The sequence below is a fragment of the Microbulbifer mixtoriginis (SeqCode) genome (assembly GCF_052468275.1).
In genome coordinates, this window is record NZ_CP174341.1 from 1,788,656 (window position 1) to 1,811,073 (window position 22,418).

Annotated in this window: 19 protein-coding genes and 3 tRNA genes; 10 read left to right on the forward strand and 12 right to left on the reverse strand. The window is 52.6% G+C overall.

From position 1 onward, the window contains the following. The first annotated feature begins 5 nt into the window (after positions 1–5). Positions 6–755 (forward strand): zinc metalloprotease, encoded by a 750-nt coding sequence (locus tag ACJJIC_RS07760; RefSeq protein ID WP_252083044.1) that lies wholly within the window; start codon positions 6–8, stop codon positions 753–755. Positions 756–1,744: 989 nt separating this feature from the next. Here ACJJIC_RS07760 and ACJJIC_RS07765 read toward each other — a convergent pair. Continuing rightward, positions 1,745–2,764, reverse strand: a complete 1,020-nt coding sequence (locus ACJJIC_RS07765) for a Vgb family protein (RefSeq protein WP_444900033.1) — start codon at positions 2,762–2,764, stop codon at positions 1,745–1,747. A 406-nt stretch (positions 2,765–3,170) separates the two neighbouring features. Here ACJJIC_RS07765 and ACJJIC_RS07770 point away from each other — a divergent pair, with 406 nt between their 5' ends. The 5 genes from ACJJIC_RS07770 to ACJJIC_RS07790 all read left to right on the forward strand — a co-directional run bounded on the left by ACJJIC_RS07770 (position 3,171) and on the right by ACJJIC_RS07790 (position 9,071). Further along, entirely contained in the window at positions 3,171–4,352 is a 1,182-nt protein-coding gene (locus ACJJIC_RS07770; protein WP_444886992.1) for an MFS transporter, read from the forward strand. Positions 4,353–4,405: 53 nt separating this feature from the next. Then, positions 4,406–5,218, forward strand: a complete 813-nt coding sequence (locus ACJJIC_RS07775) for an alpha/beta fold hydrolase (protein ID WP_445359707.1) — start codon at positions 4,406–4,408, stop codon at positions 5,216–5,218. A 126-nt stretch (positions 5,219–5,344) separates the two neighbouring features. Beyond that, the gene (locus ACJJIC_RS07780) at positions 5,345–6,727 is read left to right on the forward strand and encodes a S41 family peptidase (RefSeq protein WP_445356717.1); all 1,383 of its coding nucleotides are present in this window, start codon (positions 5,345–5,347) and stop codon (positions 6,725–6,727) included. Between the two features lie 414 nt (positions 6,728–7,141). After that, positions 7,142–7,849 carry a SapC family protein gene (locus ACJJIC_RS07785; protein WP_444900037.1) on the forward strand — a complete coding sequence of 236 codons (708 nt, stop codon included), beginning with the start codon at positions 7,142–7,144 and terminating at the stop codon, positions 7,847–7,849. A gap of 151 nt (positions 7,850–8,000) precedes the next feature. Next, positions 8,001–9,071: a sulfite exporter TauE/SafE family protein gene (locus ACJJIC_RS07790; RefSeq protein WP_445356718.1), complete on the forward strand. Its 1,071-nt coding sequence runs from the start codon at positions 8,001–8,003 to the stop codon at positions 9,069–9,071. A 151-nt stretch (positions 9,072–9,222) separates the two neighbouring features. Here ACJJIC_RS07790 and ACJJIC_RS07795 read toward each other — a convergent pair. The 11 genes from ACJJIC_RS07795 to ACJJIC_RS07845 all read right to left on the reverse strand — a co-directional run bounded on the left by ACJJIC_RS07795 (position 9,223) and on the right by ACJJIC_RS07845 (position 18,010). Continuing rightward, a tRNA-Gln gene (locus ACJJIC_RS07795) sits at positions 9,223–9,297 on the reverse strand. A gap of 39 nt (positions 9,298–9,336) precedes the next feature. Next, a tRNA-Met gene (locus ACJJIC_RS07800) sits at positions 9,337–9,413 on the reverse strand. A gap of 91 nt (positions 9,414–9,504) precedes the next feature. Next, positions 9,505–10,458, reverse strand: coding sequence for a DMT family transporter (locus ACJJIC_RS07805; protein ID WP_445356719.1), 954 nt, complete (start codon positions 10,456–10,458; stop codon positions 9,505–9,507). Positions 10,459–10,521: 63 nt separating this feature from the next. Next, complete coding sequence (gene ychF, locus ACJJIC_RS07810) at positions 10,522–11,613, reverse strand: redox-regulated ATPase YchF (protein ID WP_252083035.1); 1,092 nt, start codon at positions 11,611–11,613, stop codon at positions 10,522–10,524. Between the two features lie 205 nt (positions 11,614–11,818). Then, positions 11,819–12,415, reverse strand: a complete 597-nt coding sequence (pth, locus tag ACJJIC_RS07815) for an aminoacyl-tRNA hydrolase (RefSeq protein WP_444900039.1) — start codon at positions 12,413–12,415, stop codon at positions 11,819–11,821. Between the two features lie 5 nt (positions 12,416–12,420). Next, a complete protein-coding gene (locus ACJJIC_RS07820; RefSeq protein WP_252083033.1) occupies positions 12,421–13,044 on the reverse strand; it encodes a 50S ribosomal protein L25/general stress protein Ctc in 624 nt (207 codons plus the stop codon). A 190-nt stretch (positions 13,045–13,234) separates the two neighbouring features. Further along, positions 13,235–14,164 (reverse strand): ribose-phosphate pyrophosphokinase, encoded by a 930-nt coding sequence (locus ACJJIC_RS07825; protein ID WP_286037025.1) that lies wholly within the window; start codon positions 14,162–14,164, stop codon positions 13,235–13,237. Between the two features lie 363 nt (positions 14,165–14,527). Beyond that, positions 14,528–14,602 (reverse strand) — tRNA-Gln (locus tag ACJJIC_RS07830). Positions 14,603–14,612: 10 nt separating this feature from the next. Beyond that, positions 14,613–15,515, reverse strand: a complete 903-nt coding sequence (ispE, locus tag ACJJIC_RS07835) for a 4-(cytidine 5'-diphospho)-2-C-methyl-D-erythritol kinase (protein WP_444900040.1) — start codon at positions 15,513–15,515, stop codon at positions 14,613–14,615. 64 nt (positions 15,516–15,579) lie between these two features. Beyond that, entirely contained in the window at positions 15,580–16,218 is a 639-nt protein-coding gene (gene lolB, locus ACJJIC_RS07840) for a lipoprotein insertase outer membrane protein LolB (RefSeq protein ID WP_444884011.1), read from the reverse strand. Continuing rightward, positions 16,202–18,010: a tetratricopeptide repeat protein gene (locus tag ACJJIC_RS07845; protein WP_445356720.1), complete on the reverse strand. Its 1,809-nt coding sequence runs from the start codon at positions 18,008–18,010 to the stop codon at positions 16,202–16,204. Before ACJJIC_RS07845 ends, lolB begins: the two co-directional genes overlap by 17 nt. A 234-nt stretch (positions 18,011–18,244) precedes the next feature. On the opposite strand from ACJJIC_RS07845, the gene hemA reads away from it, so the two are divergent. Genes hemA through ACJJIC_RS07865 form a run of 4 tightly spaced genes read left to right on the forward strand, consistent with a single transcriptional unit; the run spans position 18,245 to position 22,415 of the window. Beyond that, positions 18,245–19,522 carry a glutamyl-tRNA reductase gene (hemA, locus tag ACJJIC_RS07850; RefSeq protein ID WP_444884013.1) on the forward strand — a complete coding sequence of 426 codons (1,278 nt, stop codon included), beginning with the start codon at positions 18,245–18,247 and terminating at the stop codon, positions 19,520–19,522. After that, on the forward strand, positions 19,519–20,601 hold the full coding sequence (gene prfA, locus ACJJIC_RS07855; protein ID WP_445356721.1) for a peptide chain release factor 1: 1,083 nt from the start codon (positions 19,519–19,521) through the stop codon (positions 20,599–20,601). The genes hemA and prfA overlap by 4 nt, the downstream gene beginning before the upstream one ends. A gap of 38 nt (positions 20,602–20,639) precedes the next feature. Next, positions 20,640–21,470 (forward strand): peptide chain release factor N(5)-glutamine methyltransferase, encoded by an 831-nt coding sequence (gene prmC / locus ACJJIC_RS07860; RefSeq protein ID WP_444900043.1) that lies wholly within the window; start codon positions 20,640–20,642, stop codon positions 21,468–21,470. A 39-nt stretch (positions 21,471–21,509) separates the two neighbouring features. Continuing rightward, entirely contained in the window at positions 21,510–22,415 is a 906-nt protein-coding gene (locus ACJJIC_RS07865) for a cation diffusion facilitator family transporter (RefSeq protein WP_444886984.1), read from the forward strand. Positions 22,416–22,418 lie beyond the last annotated feature (3 nt).

The window sequence follows — 22,418 nt, forward strand, 5'->3', positions numbered from 1 at the left end:
CTGCTTTGAAAGAGCAGCATTTTACTGCGCTGCGCGGACAGTCTCGTAGTATAAGCAGTGGAACTCATACGCTACGTCCAGCGGGTTCTGTAACTATTGATGTATATTTCCATGTTATTACTGATAACGCCAATAATGGGTCGCTACCCAGCAATGTAATTAATGCGCAAATGGCAGTACTTAATGATGCTTATGCGAGTACACCATTTACCTTTAATCTGGTTTCAACTTCAGTAACGGCTAATAATTCTTGGTATAACGTTGGATATGGTTCCTCCGCAGAGCGCGCTATGAAAAGTTCATTGCGTGTTGGTGATGCGGGAGACCTGAATATCTATGTGGCTGATATCGGCGGTGGTCTACTTGGGTGGGCAACTTTCCCAAGCAGCTATTCTTCAGATCCGCTGGATGACGGGGTAGTTATTTTAACCGGTTCTGTGCCTGGTGGCGATGCAGCGCCTTACAACGAGGGCGATACTCTTACTCATGAGGTTGGTCACTGGTTAGGTTTGTATCATACCTTCCAGGGCGGCTGTGGTGGAAATGGTGATTATGTTTCCGATACTCCTGCCGAGAGGTCGCCGGCTTACGGGTGTCCAGTAGGTAGGGATTCCTGTACTAGGGGGCGGAACGCAGCCGGTCTTGATCCGATTACAAATTTTATGGATTACACTGACGATAGCTGTATGTACGAATTCACAGAGGGGCAGGCTACTCGCGCAGATGAGCAAAGCAGTACCTACCGCGGTCTATAATAATATTTTCGGGGGGATTATTCCCCCCGATACACTGATAATTATGAAAAGTATCCGATTTTTTATCCTATTTACTTTGATATCTATAAATACGGCTAATGTAACTGCCCAGAGGCTCGCTGTGCCAGACTATGTGGCTTGTAATAGGAACCAGCTGACTTCCTGGCAGGGAGAGGTGACAAAATTAGTGCGGACAGGAAACAGCATTAAAGTATGGATTTCCACTGATTACGACACCAAAGAATCATTAGAATTGACGATGCCTAGCTGGAAAGCACTTCTCGGTCAGTTCCGTTTACAAGGGAAAGAGTTTCTGGAGAGTGACTGGGGAAAGGTTACTGATCCACAAGCAGGACTTAGGCCTGGGATTCGAGCAGTAATTTGGTTGTGCGAGAATAAGGCCTATCCCACTGTGATCAATTGGCAGCCTCGGCCAGAGTAGGTGCCTGCATTCTTACTTTATGTGTAATCAAGATTTAACTAAATTTTTAGTGCCACCCTAATTAAGTCAAAGAAATCTTCTCTAATGGTTGGTGATTTTTAAATTAAAGGTTACAAGTCGTGGAAAAGTAACCCCTCAATAAGTTTCGGAAGCCTGCTCCTATATTGAGAGGCGTTTGTTGGGGGGAATATTTAAGAGGATTCTATTGCTGGAGTTCTCATCAATTAATTGATTTCTTTCTTCGTGCAGAATTTTCTGCATTTATATTTGCGCTAAGATCTACATCTACCTTGTAAATGTATTCTCGATTGGGTTGCTGGAGCTAACTGAGTAGTCCTCAAGTTCAACCCCTTGCTTGAATATAAAAATGAACATGTGGCTATTACTATCTGTATACTTCCTTCTGAGAAAAAAGAAGGATGTGAGCATCGCTTGGGCTAAAACACTGTGTTGAGGTCGTTAGATAGACTCCAGTTTTAGCAGGCTGCCCTTGGTGTTTCCTGCTGGGAGTTCCTTTTATAAATTTATCTGTAATTTTTTAAAAGACTCATTTTTTTGGTATTCCCTGATCTAGAAATCCAGAATCGACACCGAACCAAAAGCTTCCATCTTTATTGTTAAAATACATATATCGAATGTTGCCTCCGCTGGGTACAGTCGTTTGACTGACAAACTTTTGTGCTTCTGTATCAAAAGCAAAGATGATGTTAGGAATATCACCGGTGTCTGCTACCCATAGCCGGCCTTTGTTATCCATTGCGGTTCCGTAAGGGCGAGGGTTTTCAGTGGGGAGCTTCCACTCTTTGAATTCTTTTGTACTGGGCGTATATCTGCCAAGATAGCCCTCTGGATAGTCCACATACCAGATATTGTTAGATGTATCGATTTCCAGCCTGCGAGGCCGAGCGTTTGGTCGGGGAATTGAGATTTCGTTTACCACCATGGTTTTAGGGTCTACCCAAGCTAGTTTATTTGTACCAAATAAAGCAACCCAGGGGCGATCTTGGGAGTCTACCTTGATTCCATAAGGGCGTGCGTTGGCAGTTTGTGGTGTAGCTACTTTCACCTCTCCATTATTTACATCCAAAATGCCTATGCGATTGCTCTGTTGGGCTGTAAACCAAATATTGCCCTCACGGTTGAATACCAGTGTATGTGGATCATTTACACCTTTAGGCATTGGGTATTGAGTGATTTTACCGGTCTCTGCATCCATACGCCCAATATGAGCATTGCGGTTGCCCGCATACCAAACCATGCCCTGCTTATCTACTATCAAGTTGTGAGGGTGGGTTCCTTCAGGGACCTCGAATTTTTTAAACGTCTGATCAGACGGAGAAAATCGACCGACGTAGTTTCCGGCCTGTCCACAGAACCAAACTTGCTGCCTGTTATCCACATGGGGGTCTCTGGGCAGTCCCTGCCAGGGGACCTTCCATTCGTTTAATTTGAGTCCGTCTGGCAGTTTATTTTCTTGTGCCGCAGTATTTAATGACGTCGATAAGAAATATATGACGCAGATAGTGAGTTTTAGTGACAGCGCAGGAAGTTTTGGGGAGATGTTCATTTGCCAATTCCAGTGATTAAGCCGTCAAGGAGAATTTATACGTATATGCCGTAGTATGGGAAAATGGGTGATCTGAGTCCTGGTCAAAGCATAGGTGATAATTGATGCTTATTGAAAATGGTTTACAGGGTCAATGTTTCGCCGAAGAGTGATTGCAAACTGCTATGTAGCGATTAAGAATCTCATTGGGGCACTTGATCATATTTACGAGAGAGACACTGAAGTCTCAGAACTCTATTTGTGTAAGTTCTAACTGACCCAGTGGGGTTTAAATGAGAAGAGCCTTGTCTTTACTACAAGGCAGAATTAATAGCCGGTTTGGTGGTGATTGGCAGTCATCTTAAGCTCAATTTACACGCCAGCGTTGTATAGCGTATATTGCTGTCCTCAGTGTAGGAGTCCCGCTATGTTACAACGCCTCCGTCGACCGGAAATTCTGCTGTTGATCCTTGCAGCCTCAATGCCACTTTCTTTTTCTGTCTGGAATACCCTCCTTAATAACTTTGTGATAGCCAAAGCTTCATTTACTGGGGCTGATATTGGCTTGCTACAAAGTGTGCGGGAAATCCCAGGTTTCCTTGCCTTTACAGTGATCTTTGTTTTGCTGCTTATTCGTGAGCAGCGGTTGGCGCTTCTCTCACTTGTAGCAACCGGGATTGGTGTGATGCTGACCGGTTTTTTTCCATCTCTCACAGGTTTATTACTCACGACATTATTGATGTCGATCGGTTTTCACTTCTATGAAACCCTGCAAACCTCTCTGGCTTTGCAGTGGTTTCCAAAGAAGACTTCGGCAATCTGGATGGGTCGAATGGCTGCAGCTGGCTCTTTTGCCGCATTATTGGCCTATGGGCTAGTTTGGGGCTTGATGGATTTTGGCGGGTTGGACTATTCCTGGGTTTACCTGATTGGAGGAGGGAGCACAGTTATTATTGCCCTGGTGGCCTGGATACTTTTTCCTCAATTTCCCCAGCCCCATAGCCAGAGAAAGCAGTTGGTTGTACGCAAACGTTATTGGCTTTACTACGCTCTGACAATGATGAGCGGTGCACGTCGGCAGATCTTTATTGTTTTTGCTGGTTTTTTGATGGTTGAGAAGTTTGGTTATAGCGTAGGAGAAGTTGCTGCACTTTATACCGTAAACCACCTGTTGAATTTATATATTGCCCCGAAAATTGGCCAGTTTATTGTTCGCTTTGGTGAGCGCCGAATCCTCACTCTGGAATATATTGGTTTAGCACTAGTCTTTGCTGGTTATGCATTGGTGGAGAGCGCGATGATGGCAGCTGCGCTTTATATTATCGATCATCTGTTTTTCTCTATGGCCATTGCCATCAAGACCTATTTCCAAAAGATCGTGGATGAACGTGACATCGCAGCCTCTGCAGGTGTCAGCTTTACCATTAATCATATCGCGGCGGTTATTATCCCCGTTTTGTTTGGTTTGCTATGGCTCACCTCTCCAGCGATGGTTTTCTTTGCTGGATCTTTGATGGCTTTGGTTTCTTTGGGATTGGCTCAGCTGGTACCGGAACACCCCGGACCAGGCAATGAAGCGCGCTTAGGGCAGGGTGTTGCTGCCACATAGTGGCTCTATTATTTTTTAAGTTTGGATTCTTTGATCGTTATTATGGGTTGTATATGCATCAAATCCTCCTACTCATAGTGCTTGCACTTCCGCTATATGCTTTTGCGTCGCCGGAACAGATTCCTGTGGGTGAGTACCGTATTGAATATGAGATCAAAGGATCTGGTAAGGCTATCCTGTTTTTAGAAGCGGGGGGCTCGGCTGGCATGTCTGACTGGAATCCAATCTATGATAGGTTAGCAGAGCATGCACGAGTTATACGTTACTCGCGTGTTGGCAATGGTAATTCTACAGCCATCAAGAAACATTTTAGCTCTGAGGATTATGCTCAAGGGGCCAAGGCCTTATTGGAGGCTTTGGGGGTTAAAGAGAAAATTACTTATATTGCGCACTCCTATGGCGCTCATGTAGCCCGAACGTTTGCCGCACAGTACCCTGAAAGAATGGCAGCGTTGATGCTGATAGAGCCTTCTTCTGAGCATGATGTGGATATTATGCGATCTCTGAATTTGGAATTGGCCGAAGAGCAAATTGCTCAGGTAAAACTGGATGATATGAAGAACGGCATGTCGAATCAGTACCTGGATTTTTGGTCTAAACGCCCTTTACCTGACTATCCTCAAATCCCAGATATACCCGTCACAGTAATTGCTTCAATTAAAAAGTATGACAATCCTCCTCTTCTTTTCTTTACTGATGAGGCCCGGGATAGATGGGGGGAGTTACATTCAAATTGGGCCCATGCATTTCCACAGGGGCGGGTTGTTTTGACTGAGAAGAGCTATCACTATCCTCAAAATGATGAGTCAGAAATGGTGGTGAAAGAGATTTTGGCACTCACGTTAAAGGCTTATCCACAAGAATGAAAGTAAAGAAGCTACGCTTTAGGCTATCTACTTTTCACGATGAAATGTTCTTTTTTTAAGGTGAGCTGAGCTATCTACCTCATTTAAATCTGTAGCATGAGGCACCTTGGTTTTAGGACGTATATTATGTTAAAAAAAATAATTCTAGCATTTTCTATTGTGGCGGCCTCAGCGAGCACTACCTATGCAGATAGCATTGATGTAGTGCCCGATAACTTATCTGATGAAGAAAAGTTATACGGTCTTTCTTTGTTTTGGAAAGAGGTCAGTTACAATTTTGCTTTCTTCGATCAGGTTCCAGATCTTGACTTTGATGCGAAGTATCGCGAATTTATTCCTCGAGTTTTAGCTACAGAAAACAGCTATGAATACTATCGTGAGTTAAGTCGCTTTAACGCATTGCTTGAGGATGGTCACACCAATGTTTATTTCCCCAAAGATATGCCTGCTAAGTATGTCGGATGGCCGGCTATTCGCCTAAAGGAAGCTGATCAACAGCCGGTGATAATCGGGGTGGAGAGGAGCTTAGCACCTGAAATTCCTTTGGGGTCAACCATTGTTACTGTAGATGGCCAGGGTGTGCAGAAATACATGAAGGAACAGGTGATGCCTTATATCGCCAGCTCTACCAAACACGTTTTATGGGGTATAGCTGTGCGAGATCTGTTGGACGGCGTTCCGGGTTCCAAAGTTGAGCTCACTATAGAAACCCCTAAAGGTGAAATTAAGAAAGTACAGGTTGAGCGGGATGCGCGTGGGAGGAAGATTGATTACACCTCTATTGCACAACCTCAGTCGAATGGTGAGCCATTTGAGATTAAGTGGCTTGATGATGATATAGCCTATGTAGCTTTAAATACTTTTGGGAAACAGGCGGTTGTTGAGCAGTTTAAATCTCATTATGAAGATATTGCCAAATCAAAAGGGTTGATAATAGATTTACGCTTTAATGGTGGCGGCAATACCAGTCACGCAGGAGAGATTATCTCTTATCTGGCTGACCGAGATTTACCAGGTTCTGTCTGGAAGACTCCCAAGCATATCGCAGCCTATAAAGCTTGGGGTGCTTTCGCTGACCAGTTTGAGGAGATGGAAAAATATCGCCCTTATGGGGAGGGGAATGCTTGGGAAGTCGGTGGGGACCCTTCAGAAAAGCTTAAGGCTAAATTGGATAATAATCACATAGTGCCTACTTATGTGCTAATTGGAAGAAATACGGCATCGGCAGCGGAAGACTTCTTGATTTATGCTGACCCACTTGAGCACTTTACCATTGTTGGTGAGCCAACAAATGGTAGCACTGGTCAGCCAATATTTTTCGATCTTCCTGGAGGTGGTTCTTTTAGGGTTTGTACCAAGCGGGATACCTATCCAGATGGGCGTGAATTTGTTGGCTATGGAGTTAAACCGGATATTTTAGTTGAGCGTACAGTGAATGATGTCCGTAGCGGTACGGATATTGTACTCACTAGAGCGGTCAGTGAGCTGAAAGCTAAGTTAAACCTGTAGGTAGAGCTGCAGTCCTGTCGGCAACTTGTGATATGGGAAATTAATAACAAGTTGTCGGCCTATGCTTATATAACTTGGTAGCACCTTATCATTAGCGTGCCTGGAAGTTATTCGTCAGTGGGGTTGCAATATTTATCTAATCGCGTCACTGGGTCCTTTCGTATCTCCGCAATGACTTTCTTTCAAACAAGTTGTTGCGGCCTGCTTGAAAGTCTTCCTTATAATCCACTAAATTTGGTTTTTGGCATTTACAGCAGGCTTTGTTTGCCTGTTGGCCCGCTTACCTGTTTAATGCTGACTTTGGTTTCCGGCGACTACAGGAAAGCGCTTGTCATCGTTTATAAGCCAATTAAGTGGTACGTTAGGGTATCTCTGAAAATTAAGTAACTATAAAAGTAGCTAGGAGTTGTACTTATGGCACAGATCAAAGCTTTGGATAAAAAGGCACACGCCAACCTGAAACTCACCCAGGACATCACTTTTGACCATGTGAGCAGCAATCATATTTTGCCGCTGGTGGTTCAGGAAATTGTTCAGGCGGCCCAGAGCTATCCGATCCTGTTCGTAAAAGACCAGAATGCTGAGCAGTTTAAAGTGGTTGCCCTTACAGGCCTGCGTCCCGGTGAAAACCTGTTCTCTGGCGCTGAGGGCTGGAATGGCAGCTACATTCCTCTGCAGGTTCGCACCTACCCATTCGTGCTGGTGAAGAACCCAGAGAACACTGATCAGGCGGTACTGTGTATCGATGAAGACTCCAGTATGTTGAGTGAGTCCGCAGGTGAGGCTCTGTTTGACGGTGAGGGCGAGCAGACTGACTACCTGAAAAACCGCGCTCAGGCGGTGGTAGAAACTGCCCAGCGCGTATCTGTTACCGAGTCGTTTATCGAATTCCTGGTATCCAAAGACCTGCTGACCCAGAAGAAGCTGACTCTGCGTATTACCGAAGAAGATAAGCCCTACGATCTGACTGGTTTTTACGTGATTGACGAAGAGAAGCTGAACAAGCTGTCCGATGAAGACTTCCTGGAACTGCGCAAGCGTGGCGCTCTGCCGGCGATCTACGCTTCCATGATGTCCTCCATGCAGGTTCAGAATCTGATTCGCAAGAAGCGCCTGAACTAATCCTGTATGGCCCGGCAATTGCAGTTGCCGGGCTGCCTGCGCGTATCAGTATTACGAGATGTAGTTATCAGCAGTCATTATCCCTCCTTGATCCCGCCTTGCACTCGTACCACTATTAGCCCCTCTGACGTTTAAGTTCGCGAATAATAAAATGAAATACCTAGCGCGGCTCTCTCTCCGCTACTGGTTTGCCTGGTTGGCGTTATTTTACGGAGCCTGGCTGTTTCTCGTTATGCAGGGCGATAACTTGGCCCTGGCACTGGAGCATTGGTCTATGGCGCTTGCAATGGCGCTCGGCAGCTATGCCGCCGGTTCCACGCCCATGGGCGGAGGCACGGTGGGCTTCCCCGTGTTGGTGCTCTTATTTGATATGCCTGCCAGTCTCGGCCGCGACTTCAGTTTTGCGGTGCAGTCGATCGGTATGGTTAGTGCCAGCCTGTTTATTCTTTGTCGGCAGCAGCCGTTAGCCTGGTCGATGCTGCGCGGCGCCTTACTCGGTTCTTTATTGGCCATCCCCGCGGGCATATTGCTGTTTGCGCCGATGATTTCTGAGCTGTGGGTGAAGCTCTCTTTCGCGGTGCTTTGGGGTAGCTTTGGGATATTTCATTTGTATCGGCTCGCCGAGATCACCGACTGTGAGCACAAGGGTGATCCGCAGTGCCCAACGGATTTTCGTGTAGGTCTTCTGCTTGGGGCTTTTGCAGGCTTCTGTGTGGTCTCGGTAACCGGGGTTGGTGTGGATATGCTGGTGTACGCGGCTTTGGTGCTGCTGAGCCGCGTGGACCTGAAGGTAGCGATTCCCACCTCGGTAGTGATCATGGCCTTCTGCTCTGTACTCGGTGTGCTGGTGAAGTCGCTGGCCGGCGACTGGCAGCCAGGGGTTTTTGGTAACTGGCTGGCAGCGGCGCCGGTGGTGGCCTTGGGGGCGCCCCTTGGTGTTTTTGTTGTGAGCTTGCTGGGGCGCAAACCTACCTTGCTGATTGTGGCTCTACTGTGTGTTGTGCAGCTTGTGTGGACCTGTGTGTCTGAGCGGCAAGCCCTAAGCGGCCTGGGAGGACCTCTAGTGCTATTGGCGTTATTGCTGTGCTTACTGGGGTTCGAGTGGCTGCGGATATTGGGGTTGCGCCGAGCGCTCAGCCGTGGAACGGCCACAGTAATAGGATCTGGTTCAGAGGCTAAGGCAGTTGCAATAGAGGAGAGTATGGTACCGGGGATTAAATAAGAGTGCTTGGCGAATGCTGGCGCGCGACTGCGTGCCGGCGGCAAAGACTAGATGTTTTGCGATAAAAAATATCAGCTGTAGCTGGTAACTGTAAAGTAGCCTGGCTTTGAGTGCTGCCCTGATTCTGGCCTGCGGGATAAATTCTGGAAGATGGCTGGGGCGGAAGGATTCGAACCTTCGCATGACGGGATCAAAACCCGCTGCCTTACCGCTTGGCTACGCCCCAGTTTCAAGGTTCACAAAGAATAGTCTCTGTGATTTGAAATGGTAGCAAGGGGGAGACTCGAACTCCCGACCTCAGCATTATGAGTGCTGCGCTCTAACCGGCTGAGCTACCTTGCCATTTCTTTTGTTGTCTCGGCTGTCCCGAGGGCGCGCATTATTAATCGATGGGCTGGGTGTGTCAACACTTTTTTGTATTCTTTTCAGTTAGTTAGCGATTTTTTTCATCTGGAGCTGCAGAGCCCTTGGCGCGATGCCCGGAACGGATAGCGGCGAGGGCGGAACCCAACACCACCGCAGTGGCACCACTCCAGCTGATCCAGTTAAGCGGCTCCACCGCGATGTATTCGGGCCAGATACTGCTCACCAGGGTGCTGAACAGCAGCGTGATTACTGGTACCAGTGACAGAGTGGCACTGACACTGGAGGCTTCCCAGTGCGCCAGGGCCTTGCTAAAGGCGCCATAGGCGATCAGTGTGTTGGCGGTAAGAAATGCAAGTAGCAGCCAGTCCAGCCAGCCCAGATGGGCGACATCCAGTGGATCTGCCATGGGTAGGAAGCACAGGGTGCCAGCAATATAAATCAATACCAGCAAGTCCTGGGGTGTGGCGCGGCTGAGGATTTTCTTCTGGAAAAAGCCATATACCGCCCAGGATACCGCGGCGATCAGGATCAATCCGAGCCCCAGCAGGTAATCACTATCGGCGCCGCTCCCCAGCTCGGCGAGGCGCTGGTTGAAAAATAACAGTAGCCCCATCACCACTAGGGCCACACCGGCCCACTGTCTCGGAGAAAAGCGTTCATTAAGCCACAGAACACTGGAGATCAGCAGTAGTAGCGGGGCCAGCTGGATCACGATCTGTGCCGCACCAGGGGTGATGTGATTTAGGCCGCTGGCATAGGTGAGGTAATTCAACAGCAGCCCGGCCACGGCGAGTAGGGTGAACAGCAGCAGGCTGCGGCTGAACAGTGCCTTTAATTTCAATTGCCGTGCACGCCCGTAGTAGAGTCCCGCCAACAACGCCGCGCCAGCAAAACGATACCAGGTGGCGGTCTCAGGGCTGATGTGTTCCAGAAGGCCTTTGAGGGCGATAGGCAGGGCTGCCCACATAAAGACGGTGATCAGTGCCAAAGGCAGACCGATTTTCCAGTTTGATTGCGCCATGGATCTTACGCCGCAGAGACAGCCTCCCCGGGGTGGGGAGGCGAAAGATAGATAGCAGGGGGATTAGACGTTGAAGCGGAAGTGAATTACGTCACCATCAGCGACAACATAATCTTTACCCTCCAGGCGCCACTTGCCTGCGTCTTTGGCCCCAGCCTCGCCATTGTGATCGACAAAGTCACTGTAGCTAATCACTTCGGCGCGGATAAAGCCTTTCTCAAAGTCCGTATGGATCTTGCCGGCGGCATTGGGTGCGGTGGCACCTAGCGGGATGGTCCAGGCGCGCACTTCCTTCACACCGGCGGTAAAGTAGGTGTGCAGACCCAGCAGTTGGTAACCGGCGCGGATTACCCGGTTCAGGCCGGGCTCTTCCATACCCAGTTCTTCCAGGAATTCTTGCTTCTCATCGTCGTCCAGTTCGGCGATTTCCGCTTCAAGCTTGTTGCAGATGGGTACCAGTACAGCGTTCTCTTCAGCGGCGATGGCGGCAACGGCGTCCAGGTGCGGATTATTTTCGAAGCCGTCTTCGTGCACGTTGGCAATGTACATGGTGGGCTTAACCGTGAGCAGGCTCAGTTCACGCAGGTCCGTCAGTTCATCTTCGGACAGGCCAAAGGAGCGTAGCGGCTTGGCTTCGTTCAGGTGTGGCAGGATTTTTTCCAGCAGCGCTTTCATCTTGATGGCGTGCTTGTCCTGCCCCTTGGCGGCGCGGGTAAAACGTTGCAGAGCTTTCTCTACGGTGTCCAGGTCGGCGAGGGCCAGCTCGGTGTTGATCACCTCGATGTCGGATACCGGGTGTACCTGGTTGGCAACGTGGATAACGTTGTCGTCTTCGAAACAACGCACGACATGGGCGATGGCGTCGGTTTCGCGGATGTTGGCGAGGAATTTGTTGCCCAGACCTTCGCCTTTAGAGGCACCTGCAACGAGCCCAGCGATATCGGTGAATTCCATGGTGGTTGGAATCACTTTCTGGGGCTTGACGATCTCCGCTAACTTGTCGAGGCGGGGATCCGGTACAGGCACTACGCCGGCATTGGGCTCAATGGTGCAGAAGGGGAAGTTCTCTGCGTCGATTCCCGCCTTGGTCAATGCATTGAAGAGGGTGGATTTGCCCACGTTAGGCAGGCCGACAATACCGCAAGTAAAACCCATGGTGATATTTTTCCGTTTGCCTGAGGCGCGTAGCGCGCGCTCTGCTAATTGCGTTTGAAGTCCGGTAGTGATTACGCTGGCGGGAGTCTGGGCGGGCTGGGTAGCGCGGCCTCCGAATGATCCGGGCCAGCCGGGAAAATACCGGCAATTTGGCGCAGCACACTATCGAGATTTCCGGGGCAAAAGGCAAGCCGCCCGGTGGGATCTATTTGGCGGTGTGCAGCGTTTTCATGGCTGCGCCCCAGTCGCCGCTGGCGGCGGTGGGCAGCACGTCGATCGAGTGATCGATGGCGTTAGCCAGAGTTTCCTGTTCCGCCCTGGGGGCGCGCTGAAGGACAAAGCGCGCCACCTCGCTGGCGCTACCGGGGTGGCCGATGCCGAGTCGCAGGCGCATAAAGTCCCGGTTGTTGCCCAGAGCGGCAATAATATCCCGCAAGCCATTGTGTCCGCCGTGACCGCCGCCAGCTTTCAGGCGCGCGATACCGGGGGCCAGGTCCAGCTCATCGTGAGCGACCAATATGGCTTCCGGGGGAATTTTGAAGAAGTTCGCCAGCGGGCCTACAGCCTGGCCACTGCGATTCATATAGGTGGTGGGAATCAGCAATCGGACTTCCCGGTTGCCGATTCGCACACGGCCGGTGAGGCCGTGGTATTTGCTGTCGGAGCTGAGCTGAGTGCCGTGGCGGCGTGCCAGTTCGACAACAAAGTCGGCACCGGCGTTATGTCTTGTCCGGTCGTATTCCGGCCCGGGGTTGCCCAGGCCGACAATCAACTGGATCGGAGTATCCGGTGCCGCAGCCAAGGTGATTACTCTTCGCCTTCGCCAGCTTCTTCGGCTTCAGCTTCAACAGCGCCGCGAGGCTTGTGAATAGAAGCTACAACCAGGTTGTGGTCTTCGCCGTGGCTCAGATCCGCAGACTCAACACCTTCCGGCAGTTTCAGGTCGGAGATGTGCAGGATGCCATCCAGTTCCAGGTCCGCCAGGTCCACTTCGATGAACTCGGGCAGTTTACCGGCAGGAGCATTGACTTCCAGCTCGGTCAGGGTGTGAGAAACGATGCCGCCGGCCTTAACGCCTTTACAGGTTTCTTCGTTGAGGAAGTGCAGGGGCACTTTCACATGTACTTTGGTGCTGGCGGAAACGCGCTGGAAGTCAATGTGCAGAAGCAGCTGCTTTGCAGGGTGACGTTGCAGATCGCGCAGAATAACTTTCTCTTCTTTGCCGTCGACGTCGATGGTCAGCATGGAGGAGAAGAAAGCTTCGTTTTCCAGGGCCTTGAACAGGTCCTTTTGCAGCAGGGATACGGACTGCGGCTCAACTTCGCCACCGTAAACGATGCCGGGTACACGGCCTTCCAGGCGACGCAGGCGGCGGCTCGCACCTTTCCCTTCATCGCTGCGGGCAATGGCGTTCAGTTTGATATCAGACATGGGTAAAACCTCGGGTTGTCTGTCCAGAGAGACCTGCGACCGGACCGCTCTGGCGTTAGTGTAAATTGGGCGCTTGCCCAGAAGTAATAGCCCGGCAGTGCCGGGCGGGCGCGTATTCTACGGGAATCAGTCCCAAACGCAAAGTGCCCCGCTGCTGCGGGGCACTTTTCTATTTGCCGATAAGGAGTCCTTAGCGGAACATCGCAGAGAGGGATTCCTCATTGCTGATACGGCGCATGGACTCGGCCAGCATGGCAGATAAGGTCAGCTGGCGAATTTTTGGAGCCTTTTCCATTTTGTCACCCAGCGGGATGGAGTCGGTAACCACCAGCTCATCCAGAACGGAGTTGTTCAGGTTGCTGATGGCATTGCCGGAAAGTACTGGGTGGGTACAGTAGGCGACAACTTTCTCGGCGCCGTGCTCTTTCAGGGCGTTGGCGGCGTTGCACAAAGTGCCAGCGGTGTCGACCATATCGTCTACCAGCAGGCAGGTGCGGCCACTAACTTCACCGATGATGTTCATCACTTCGGCAACGTTGGCGGCGGGGCGGCGTTTGTCGATGATGGCTAGGTCGCAGTCGAGGCTCTTGGCCACGGCGCGGGCACGAACAACACCGCCAATATCGGGGGATACCACAACCAGGTTCTGGTACTTCTGGCGCTCGATATCGTCGAGCAACACGGAAGAGCCGTAAACGTTATCCACAGGCACATCGAAGAAGCCCTGAATCTGCTCGGCGTGCAGATCGACAGTCAGTACGCGGTCGATACCCACGCTCACCATCATATCGGCAACCACTTTTGCGGAAATTGGTACACGCTGGGAGCGCACGCGACGGTCCTGGCGGGCGTAGCCGAAGTAGGGAACCACTGCGGTAACGCGGCCGGCTGAGGCGCGGCGCAGGGCGTCAACCAGTAGGATTAGCTCCATCAGGTTTCGATTGGTGGGCTGGCAGGTGGATTGCACTACGAAAACGTCGCGACCGCGTACGTTGTCGGTAATTTCAACTGCAATCTCGCCGTCGGAGAAGCGCTTGACCGTGGCTTCGCCTAGGGGGATCGCCATATGGTCGACAATTTTCTGCGCCAGTTCCGGGTTTGCGTTGCCGGTGAAGACCATTAAGTCAGCCACTGCGAGTTCCTTTAATTCTGTCTTGAAGTGAGTTGAAGTGTAGATGCCGGCATAATTTGCTAGCAGTTAGGATGCGATAGCACCACTTTTTATAGGGGGCGATAGAGCGGATAGCGAAGCTGTTAAATGTGCTGGCCGTGGCTCCTGGTCACCCAGGTGGTTGCTTTGATATTCGGAAAGCCTCCGGGTCGACGGCAGGGAGTTGCATGCAAAACTGCCTTCGACATTATTCTTTAGAATTCGGGGATAGGCTTTTTGTAGCCCGCTACGAGTGGCCTCGGCCGGTTGGGTCAGTGTCGACTGAAACATGTCGGAACCGGTTTTTGCTGGTGCCACTGTATAAAAGGAAAATGGCTGGGGCGGAAGGATTCGAACCTTCGCATGACGGGATCAAAACCCGCTGCCTTACCGCTTGGCTACGCCCCAGTATCTTTCCTCAATTGCTTGAGGTTAATTTCGCGAGCTGCTGATGTGTCGGTGAAATCTGTACACCGGCCGCAACAAAACCCTGCCATTTTCGCGGTAGCCTGGCAAGTGCCGATCGGGCTGCTTGCTCAGTTTCGAAGGCGGCAAAAACGCAACCTCCGGTGCCGGTGAGTTGTGCTGGCGCAAATTGCTGCAGCCACTCTCGGGCATCGCGAACTTCTGGGTAGAGACTCTCAACAAGTTCCTGGCAGTCGTTACCGAAAAATGCTTCCAGTTTTTTACTGCTGAGTGGCGTTTCATTGAGCTGCCCCTCGCGAAGGGCCGCTAATGTAATTGCGTCGGAATCTCTTGTCAAACGGGAATCGGAAAAAATTTTTGCGGTACTCACCTGGCAACCGGGAGCAAGGACTAAATAGTGGCGTTTTTCTGTGCAAAGTGGTGTGAGTTTTTCTCCAACACCTTCGGCCCAGGCGGTGTGCCCTCGCACAAATACTGGAATATCTGCGCCGAGTTGCCGGCCGAGCTCGGCGAGGGTATCGATGGATAGATGGCATTGCCACAGATAGTTGAGGCCGAGCAGAGTGGTGGCTGCGTCGCTACTGCCGCCGCCGATACCGCCACCGTGTGGCAACTTTTTACTCAGGCGGATATCAGCACCGGGAAGCGATTTATTCTGCCACTGTACATTTTTGCGTAGCAACAGAGCTGCGCGGTAAACCAGGTTGTCCTGCTCAGGGACATCCAAAGTGCCCGCATCTACACGGATAACACTGTCGTCCCGCAGGGAGAACTCAAGACTGTCGCCGTAATCGAGTATTTGAAAGAGGGTTTGTAGTTCGTGGTAACCGTCGGGGCGACGGCCGAGTATACGCAGAACCAGGTTGAGTTTTGCGGGGGCGGGTAAGGTCAGCATGCGGGAATGTTGGGCCGGTTAATTCTGTTGGGCGCATCATACCCGCATGCCTGGGCTTCGGCATTTAAAAAGCCCAGTCCTTAATTACCAGAGTGACTTGTACCGGCCCGGCGGCACCGTTGGTCTGGGCTTTAATACGTGTGGGAAGTAGGTAAGGGCCGTTTTGGCGATAATCGCTGAACCGCAACGACCAGCCGGATTGTTGCAGGCTCTGTAGCTCGCCCTGGCCGTTGTGTTTTTCAGCGCCTCTTGGCCCGGGCGCGGGAAGACCGCGTACCCAGTAGAACATTTCCCTTGCGGGCAGTGGCCAGCCCAGAGTTTGCTGAGTGAGTTGGGCGGCATCGCGGGCGACTACCGGCGCTTCATTGCCGCGCACCAGGCTGACACCGCCAGCGGAACCGGAAATTATCGTGGTACCAGCACCCAAGGGGCCGCTTAAGTGAATACGAAAATTTTGCGGGCCACTCTGTTGCCAGGTCAAATTGGCACTGCCGTTATCTGCCGGAGAGCGCACGCCGAGTTTTCCTTTGATAGTCCACTGTTTGAGCTGGGCTACCGAGGTGGGAGCTGCAGTTTCGCCGGGGGGCTCCTGAGCAACGGGCTCTTTGGTCTTTTGGCCAGCACAGGCGGAAATTAGCAAAGTCAGTGCTGTTGCCAGGAGAAAATAAAACTTACGGGTAGCGGCGTCAGTTGTCGGATACATGTTGTTCCAGTGTTTCTTTGATTTGCAGTCGTTTCATCGCAGCCGGAATAATTTTGCTCTCTGGATTGGCGGCCAGCCCATCGTTCCAGACTTTGAGGGCCGCTTCGCGATCCCCCTGGACCCAGAGCACCTCACCCAAGTGGGCAGAGATTTCGTGATCCGGCAGTTTTTCCAGGGCTTTGCGCAAATATTTTTCCGCGTCGCGATAATTCCCCAGACGGTACTGCACCCAGCCCATACTGTCGATAATGGCTGGATCCTCCGGTTCCAGCTCCAGAGCCCGGCTGATAAGTTGCAGGGCTTCCTGGCGGCGGGTCTCATCGTCGATCAGTTTGTAGCCCAGTGCATTTAATACCGTGGCGTTATCCGGGTCGCGTTCCAGTAGTGTACGCAGGTCCTTCTCAAACGCTGCGGCATTGCCCAGCTGGTCGTTGAGCAGGGCGCGGCTATACATCAGGCGGCCGCTGTTACTCAGTTTAGAAATGGCCTGGTCTGCCACTTGTAGGGCCATCTGTGGCTCACCATTCCTGCGCAGCAGTTCGACCTCCATCAGGAAAAAATGTTCTACCTGTCCGGGGTGCCGCTCTCGCAACTTGGCAAACCACAGGCTGTTTTCACGGTGTTTACCACTGGCTGCGAGTAGCTTGGTGCCCTTGGTAATGGCCTCCACGTAATCGTTGCCGGGTTGCACTTGTTGGAAGTGTGCGGCGGCAGTGTCGTTGTCACCCCGCTTCTGCGCGAGTCCGCCCAGGTAAAAGTGTGCTGCCGATTCGTGTTGTTTTAGTTCCAGTAGACGGTCGAGCAGGGGTTTGGCTTCACCGAGCTGGTTGGTTTCATAGTGAATCAACGCCAGGGATAAAATCAGGTTGCCGTCCTCTGGACGCTGTTTAACTAATTCGGCGAATTGTTGGCGAGCAAGATTGAGGTCTTCGCGAATAAGCAGGCGCGCGTATTGTAGGCGCAGGCGGGTTTCCTCTGGATAAATTTTGACTAAATTTTCCAATAATTGAATGGCTTCGTTGCGCCTATCCAAGTCCACCAAAAGATGGCTTTGTAGCAGCGGTGCATCGATTTGTTCGGGGTGTTGTTCCTGAATGTGGCGTACCAGTGCGAGGGCGCGCCTGTACTGCTTCGCATCACGCAATACCATGGCGTAGGCCATAACGACTTCATCGTTATTGGGGTAAACCTCAGCCAGCCGGGCAAATTCAGCACGAAGTTGTTCATCGAGTTGTTGATGGCCGATGGCGGTGGCGGCGAGAGATTGCATCGGTGCTTTGCCGCCGAGAGCGAGCGCTCTCTCAGCGTGTTTCATGGCCTCTAAAAACTCTCCAGACAAGGTGAGCTCTGCGGTCAGTGCCAGTTGGGCATCCGCATTGTCCGGCTCCAGCTCAGCCCACAACTGTGCCGAACGCAGTGCGGCCTGACGCGCATTGAGAAAGCGCGCGATGCGGGTTGCACGCGCTGCCACGCCCGCATCTTTAGTAACTTCAGCCTGGTGGTAGTAGTTGGCCAGGGCCACATCGTACTGTTCGCGAATACCGGCGACTTCGGCTACCAACAGTGTGTAAAACGTATCTATGGGGAAGCTGCGCAATGCATCCTCCCCGGCGACGGCCGCCCCTTCATCGCGGTGCTGCTCCCGAGCTGAAGGCTCGGTTTCCTCATTGGTTGCCGTTTCAGGCGGCATTTGGGCGCAGGCACTCAGTAGATAGGCGAGGGATAGGCAGAGCGCACCGAGTGATAGTGTTTGGTTTTTGAGGAGGGGGAGCGGACGACGGGGTGGAAGCATAGATCGTATCCATACATGGCTGCTACTGGGATGCAGTGTCAGAGTGGCGTGTTTTAAACGTTTATCGCCATATAATTCTAGCCGTGAATCCGCTTCTGGAGCGCGGGCCCTGGGCCGGTTATTCAAATCAGCGCATAATTAAACCGCCTCATCAGCTTGCAAGCAAAGCGGTGGCCCGTGAAAATGCGCCCCGAATGCGGATGACGCGCCTCTAGATTTAGCCAACGGAATTCTATGCCAATTGTTACCCTGGGGATCAACCACGACAGTGCGCCAATCGAGGTGCGCGAACGGGTCGCTTTTGCGCCCGAGGTGATGTCCGGTGCCCTGGGGGATGCGCGCAAGGCGCTCGACTGCCGGGAACTCGCCATTCTTTCCACCTGTAATCGCACCGAAATCTACGGCAATGTGGAGGCGGAGCCGCTGCTGCAGTGGCTGGCCGAGTATCATCAGGTACCGCTGGAGCAGCTGCGAGGTTGCAGCTATATCCACAGTGGTGAGGCGGCGGTGCGCCATATGATGCGCGTCGCCTGTGGGCTCGATTCACTGGTCCTTGGAGAGCCGCAAATTCTTGGCCAGATCAAGTCCGCCTATGCGGTGGCGCGGGAGTCTGGCAGTGTCGGCAGCGAATTGCACCGGGTTTTCCAACGGGTATTTACCGTGGCGAAAAAGGTGCGCACAGAGACGGCGATTGGTGAAAACCCCGTCTCTGTTGCCTATGCGGCAGTATCCTTGGCTTCGCGTATTTTTACCGACCTGAAGCAACAAACTGCGCTGCTGATCGGTGCCGGTGAGACGGTGGAACTGGTGGCGCGCCACCTGTTAGATCAGGGCATTAAGCAGCTGATTGTGGCTAATCGGACTCTGAGTCGCGCGCAGTCTTTGGCGGAAAATTTTGGTGCTGAAGCAATACTGTTGGCAGATATTCCCGAGCACTTGTCCCGCGCCGATATCGTGATCAGCTCCACCGCCAGTCAGCTACCGATTTTAGGTAAGGGGGCGGTGGAATCCGCGCTGCGCAAGCGCCGTCACAGCCCCATGTTTATGGTGGATATCGCGGTGCCACGGGATATTGAAACCGAGGTCGGCGAACTGGACGATGTCTACCTGTACAGTGTTGACGATCTGCGCGGCGTGATCGATGAGGGGATGCGCTCCCGCGAACGCGCTGCCGAGGCCGCCGGGGAAATTGTAGATAGCGCTGCGGCAGAATTTACCAAAGAGGGGCGTGCTCTCGGAGCTGTGGACACGATTCGCAGCTACCGCCAGCGCGCACAGCAGATAAGTGGCACCGAACTTGAGCGGGTACTGCTGCAGCTTGATAAGGGCGATGATCCCAGGCGCCTGCTGGAGCAGCTGGCCCGTTCACTGACCAACAAATTGATCCATGCTCCCACGATCAGCCTGAAAAAAGCGACTGCGGATGGCGATCTGGAGCGGCTGCGTATCGCTCGCGAAGTGGTGGGGCTCGATGACCTCGCCGATACCGAATTAGAGAAAAAACAGAAATGAAAGAATCCCTATTGAACAAGCTGGAGAATCTGCAGGAGCGCCACGAAGAAGTTTCCGCGCTGCTTGGTGACGCCAGCATAATTTCCGATCAGGATCAGTTCCGCGAGCTATCGCGGGAGTACTCCGAGCTGGAAGAAGTGGTCAAGTGTTACGGCCGTTACAAACAGCTGAAAGAGGATATGGCTGCGGCGCAGGAAATGCTCGGCGAGAGCGACCCCGAGATGCGTGAAATGGCTCAGGAGGAGCTGCGTGAGGCAGAGGTCCAGGTAGAGCCCATGGAGCGCGAGCTGCAAACCCTACTGTTGCCCCGGGACCCCAATGACCGCAAGAATGTCTTCCTGGAAATTCGCGCCGGCACCGGCGGTGACGAAGCGGCGATCTTTTCCGGCGATCTTTTCCGTATGTACTCGCGTTACGCCGAAAAACAGGGCTGGCGTATTGAAATTGTCAGTGAGAATGCTGGCGAGCACGGCGGCTACAAAGAGATTATCACCCGTGTGGCCGGTGAAGATGTTTATGCCAGGTTGAAGTTTGAATCTGGTGCACACCGTGTGCAGCGAGTGCCGGAAACCGAATCCCAGGGGCGTATTCACACTTCCGCCTGTACCGTGGCGGTAATGCCGGAGCCAGACGAGCGCGACGCGATCGAGATCAATAAGGCCGATCTGCGTGTGGATACCTACCGCGCTTCGGGAGCTGGTGGTCAGCACGTCAACAAAACCGACTCCGCTGTGCGCCTGACGCACCTACCCACCGGCATCGTGGTGGAGTGTCAGGACGAGCGGTCCCAGCATAAAAACAAGGCCAAGGCGATGGCACTATTACAGGCCAAGCTTTCCAGCGAGCAAGAGGCGGCTGCTGCACAGGAGATCTCTGATGCCCGTCGTAGCCTGGTGGGTAGCGGCGATCGTTCCGAGCGCATTCGCACCTACAACTACCCCCAGGGGCGTGTAACCGATCACCGTATCGGTCTGACCTTGTACAAGCTCGATGAAGTGATGCAGGGTGCCCTGGAAGAGGTGATTGAGCCGCTGCGTACCGAACACCAGGCGGATCAGCTGGCGGCGATGGGACAGTAGTTGCTGTGTTGTGTGGCGATATTGGGTAGCGTTTTCCTATGAGCAGTGTGAAGGATAATCTCGCCCGCAGTATTGAACTTATCGACAGCGAGTCAGCGCGACTCGACGTAGAGGTCCTGTTGGCACATGTTCTCGGTCGTGAGCGCAGCTGGCTGTATACCTGGCCGGAGTACGAGCTGAGCACGAGTGAGCAGAGTGAGTTCGATGGACTGCTGACGCGCCGTAAAGAGGGTGAACCTGTGGCTCACCTGACCGGTGAGCGGGAGTTTTGGTCTCTCACCTTGAGGGTCGATGCCTCTACATTAATTCCCCGTCCGGATACTGAACTGCTGGTGGAAGCCGCGCTGGAACTCTGCCCTCAAGAGAAATTGCGCGCACTCGACCTGGGTACTGGTAGCGGGGCAATTGCCCTGGCATTGGCCTCAGAAAAACCGGGATGGCAGATTGTTGCGGCGGAGAAGTCTCCCTCCGCCCTGGCGTTAGCGGAGGATAACCGCAGGCGCCTCGGTTTCACCAATGTGCAGATCCTGGAAAGTGATTGGTTTACCCAGCTTCTGCCACAGCAATTTGGCCTGATCGTCAGTAACCCCCCCTATATCGATGCAGCGGACCCTCATCTGGCCCAGGGCGATGTGCGTTTCGAGCCACACTCTGCGCTGGTGGCTGAGCGCCATGGGCTGGCGGATATTGAAGAAATCGCCAATCGCGCGGGAAGATTTCTGCAAGACGGCGGCTGGCTGATGGTAGAACATGGATGGCAGCAGGCAGAATCCGTACGGGAAATTTTTATTGCTGCCGGTTACAGAGCGGTAGAGAGTCGCAAAGACTATTCCGGCTGGGAGCGCATAACCCTGGGGCGCAAAAACTAGTCGGGTGGTTATTGCTAGGAATTTAAAAGGAGGGAACTCATGCACGACCACGTTCACCATCGCAATGGAAATGGCGCCCTCCGCCCGTTAATTATCGCTCTGATTCTGACGCTTAGTTTTTCAATTGTGGAGGCCATCGGTGGATGGCTGTCGGGCTCCCTGGCGCTACTCGGGGATGCCGCCCACATGCTCACGGATACTTTTGCCCTGGCACTGGGTGCTATTGCTGCGGTGCTGGCAAAAAAGCCCGCAGACCGTGAATTGTCGTTTGGCTGGGGGCGTGCGGAAGTATTGGCAGCAGTGACGAATGGCCTGATTATGTTGCTGATTGTTGTGGGAATCTCCTTTATGGCGATCAACCGCCTGCGCAGCCCCCAACCGGTGCACGGCAGTACGGTGATGTTGATAGCTGCAGCGGGCCTGTTGATCAATATTCTGGCGGCTTGGGTGCTACTGCGTGGCGAGCGCACGCTCAATATTCGCGGCGCATTGCTTCATGTGATGGGGGATATGCTCGGCTCGGTAGCCGCCCTGGCTTCGGGTGCGGTGATTTACTTTACTGGCTGGGTGCCGATTGATCCGCTGTTATCGCTGTTGATCTGTTTTCTGATTTTGATTTCTTGTGTGCGTCTGCTGCGTGATGCGGTGGATGTGCTAATGGAGCGTGTTCCTCGGGAATTGAGCCTGCCAGTTGTGGGGGAAGCCCTGGCCGCGGAGGTAGGTGTGCGCTCAGTACACGATCTGCATATTTGGCGTCTGGATTCCAGTACCATCTCTCTGTCGGCACACATTGTGGTGGATGATTTAAGTGCTTGGCCCGCGGTGCTGGAGCGCTTGAGGAGGACCCTGACCAAGCGCTTTGATATCGAGCATATCACCTTACAACCGGAGCCCCTGGAGCAGCCCAGCCCCAGGATTATCGATAAAGTGAGTGGCCCGCAGTAGCGG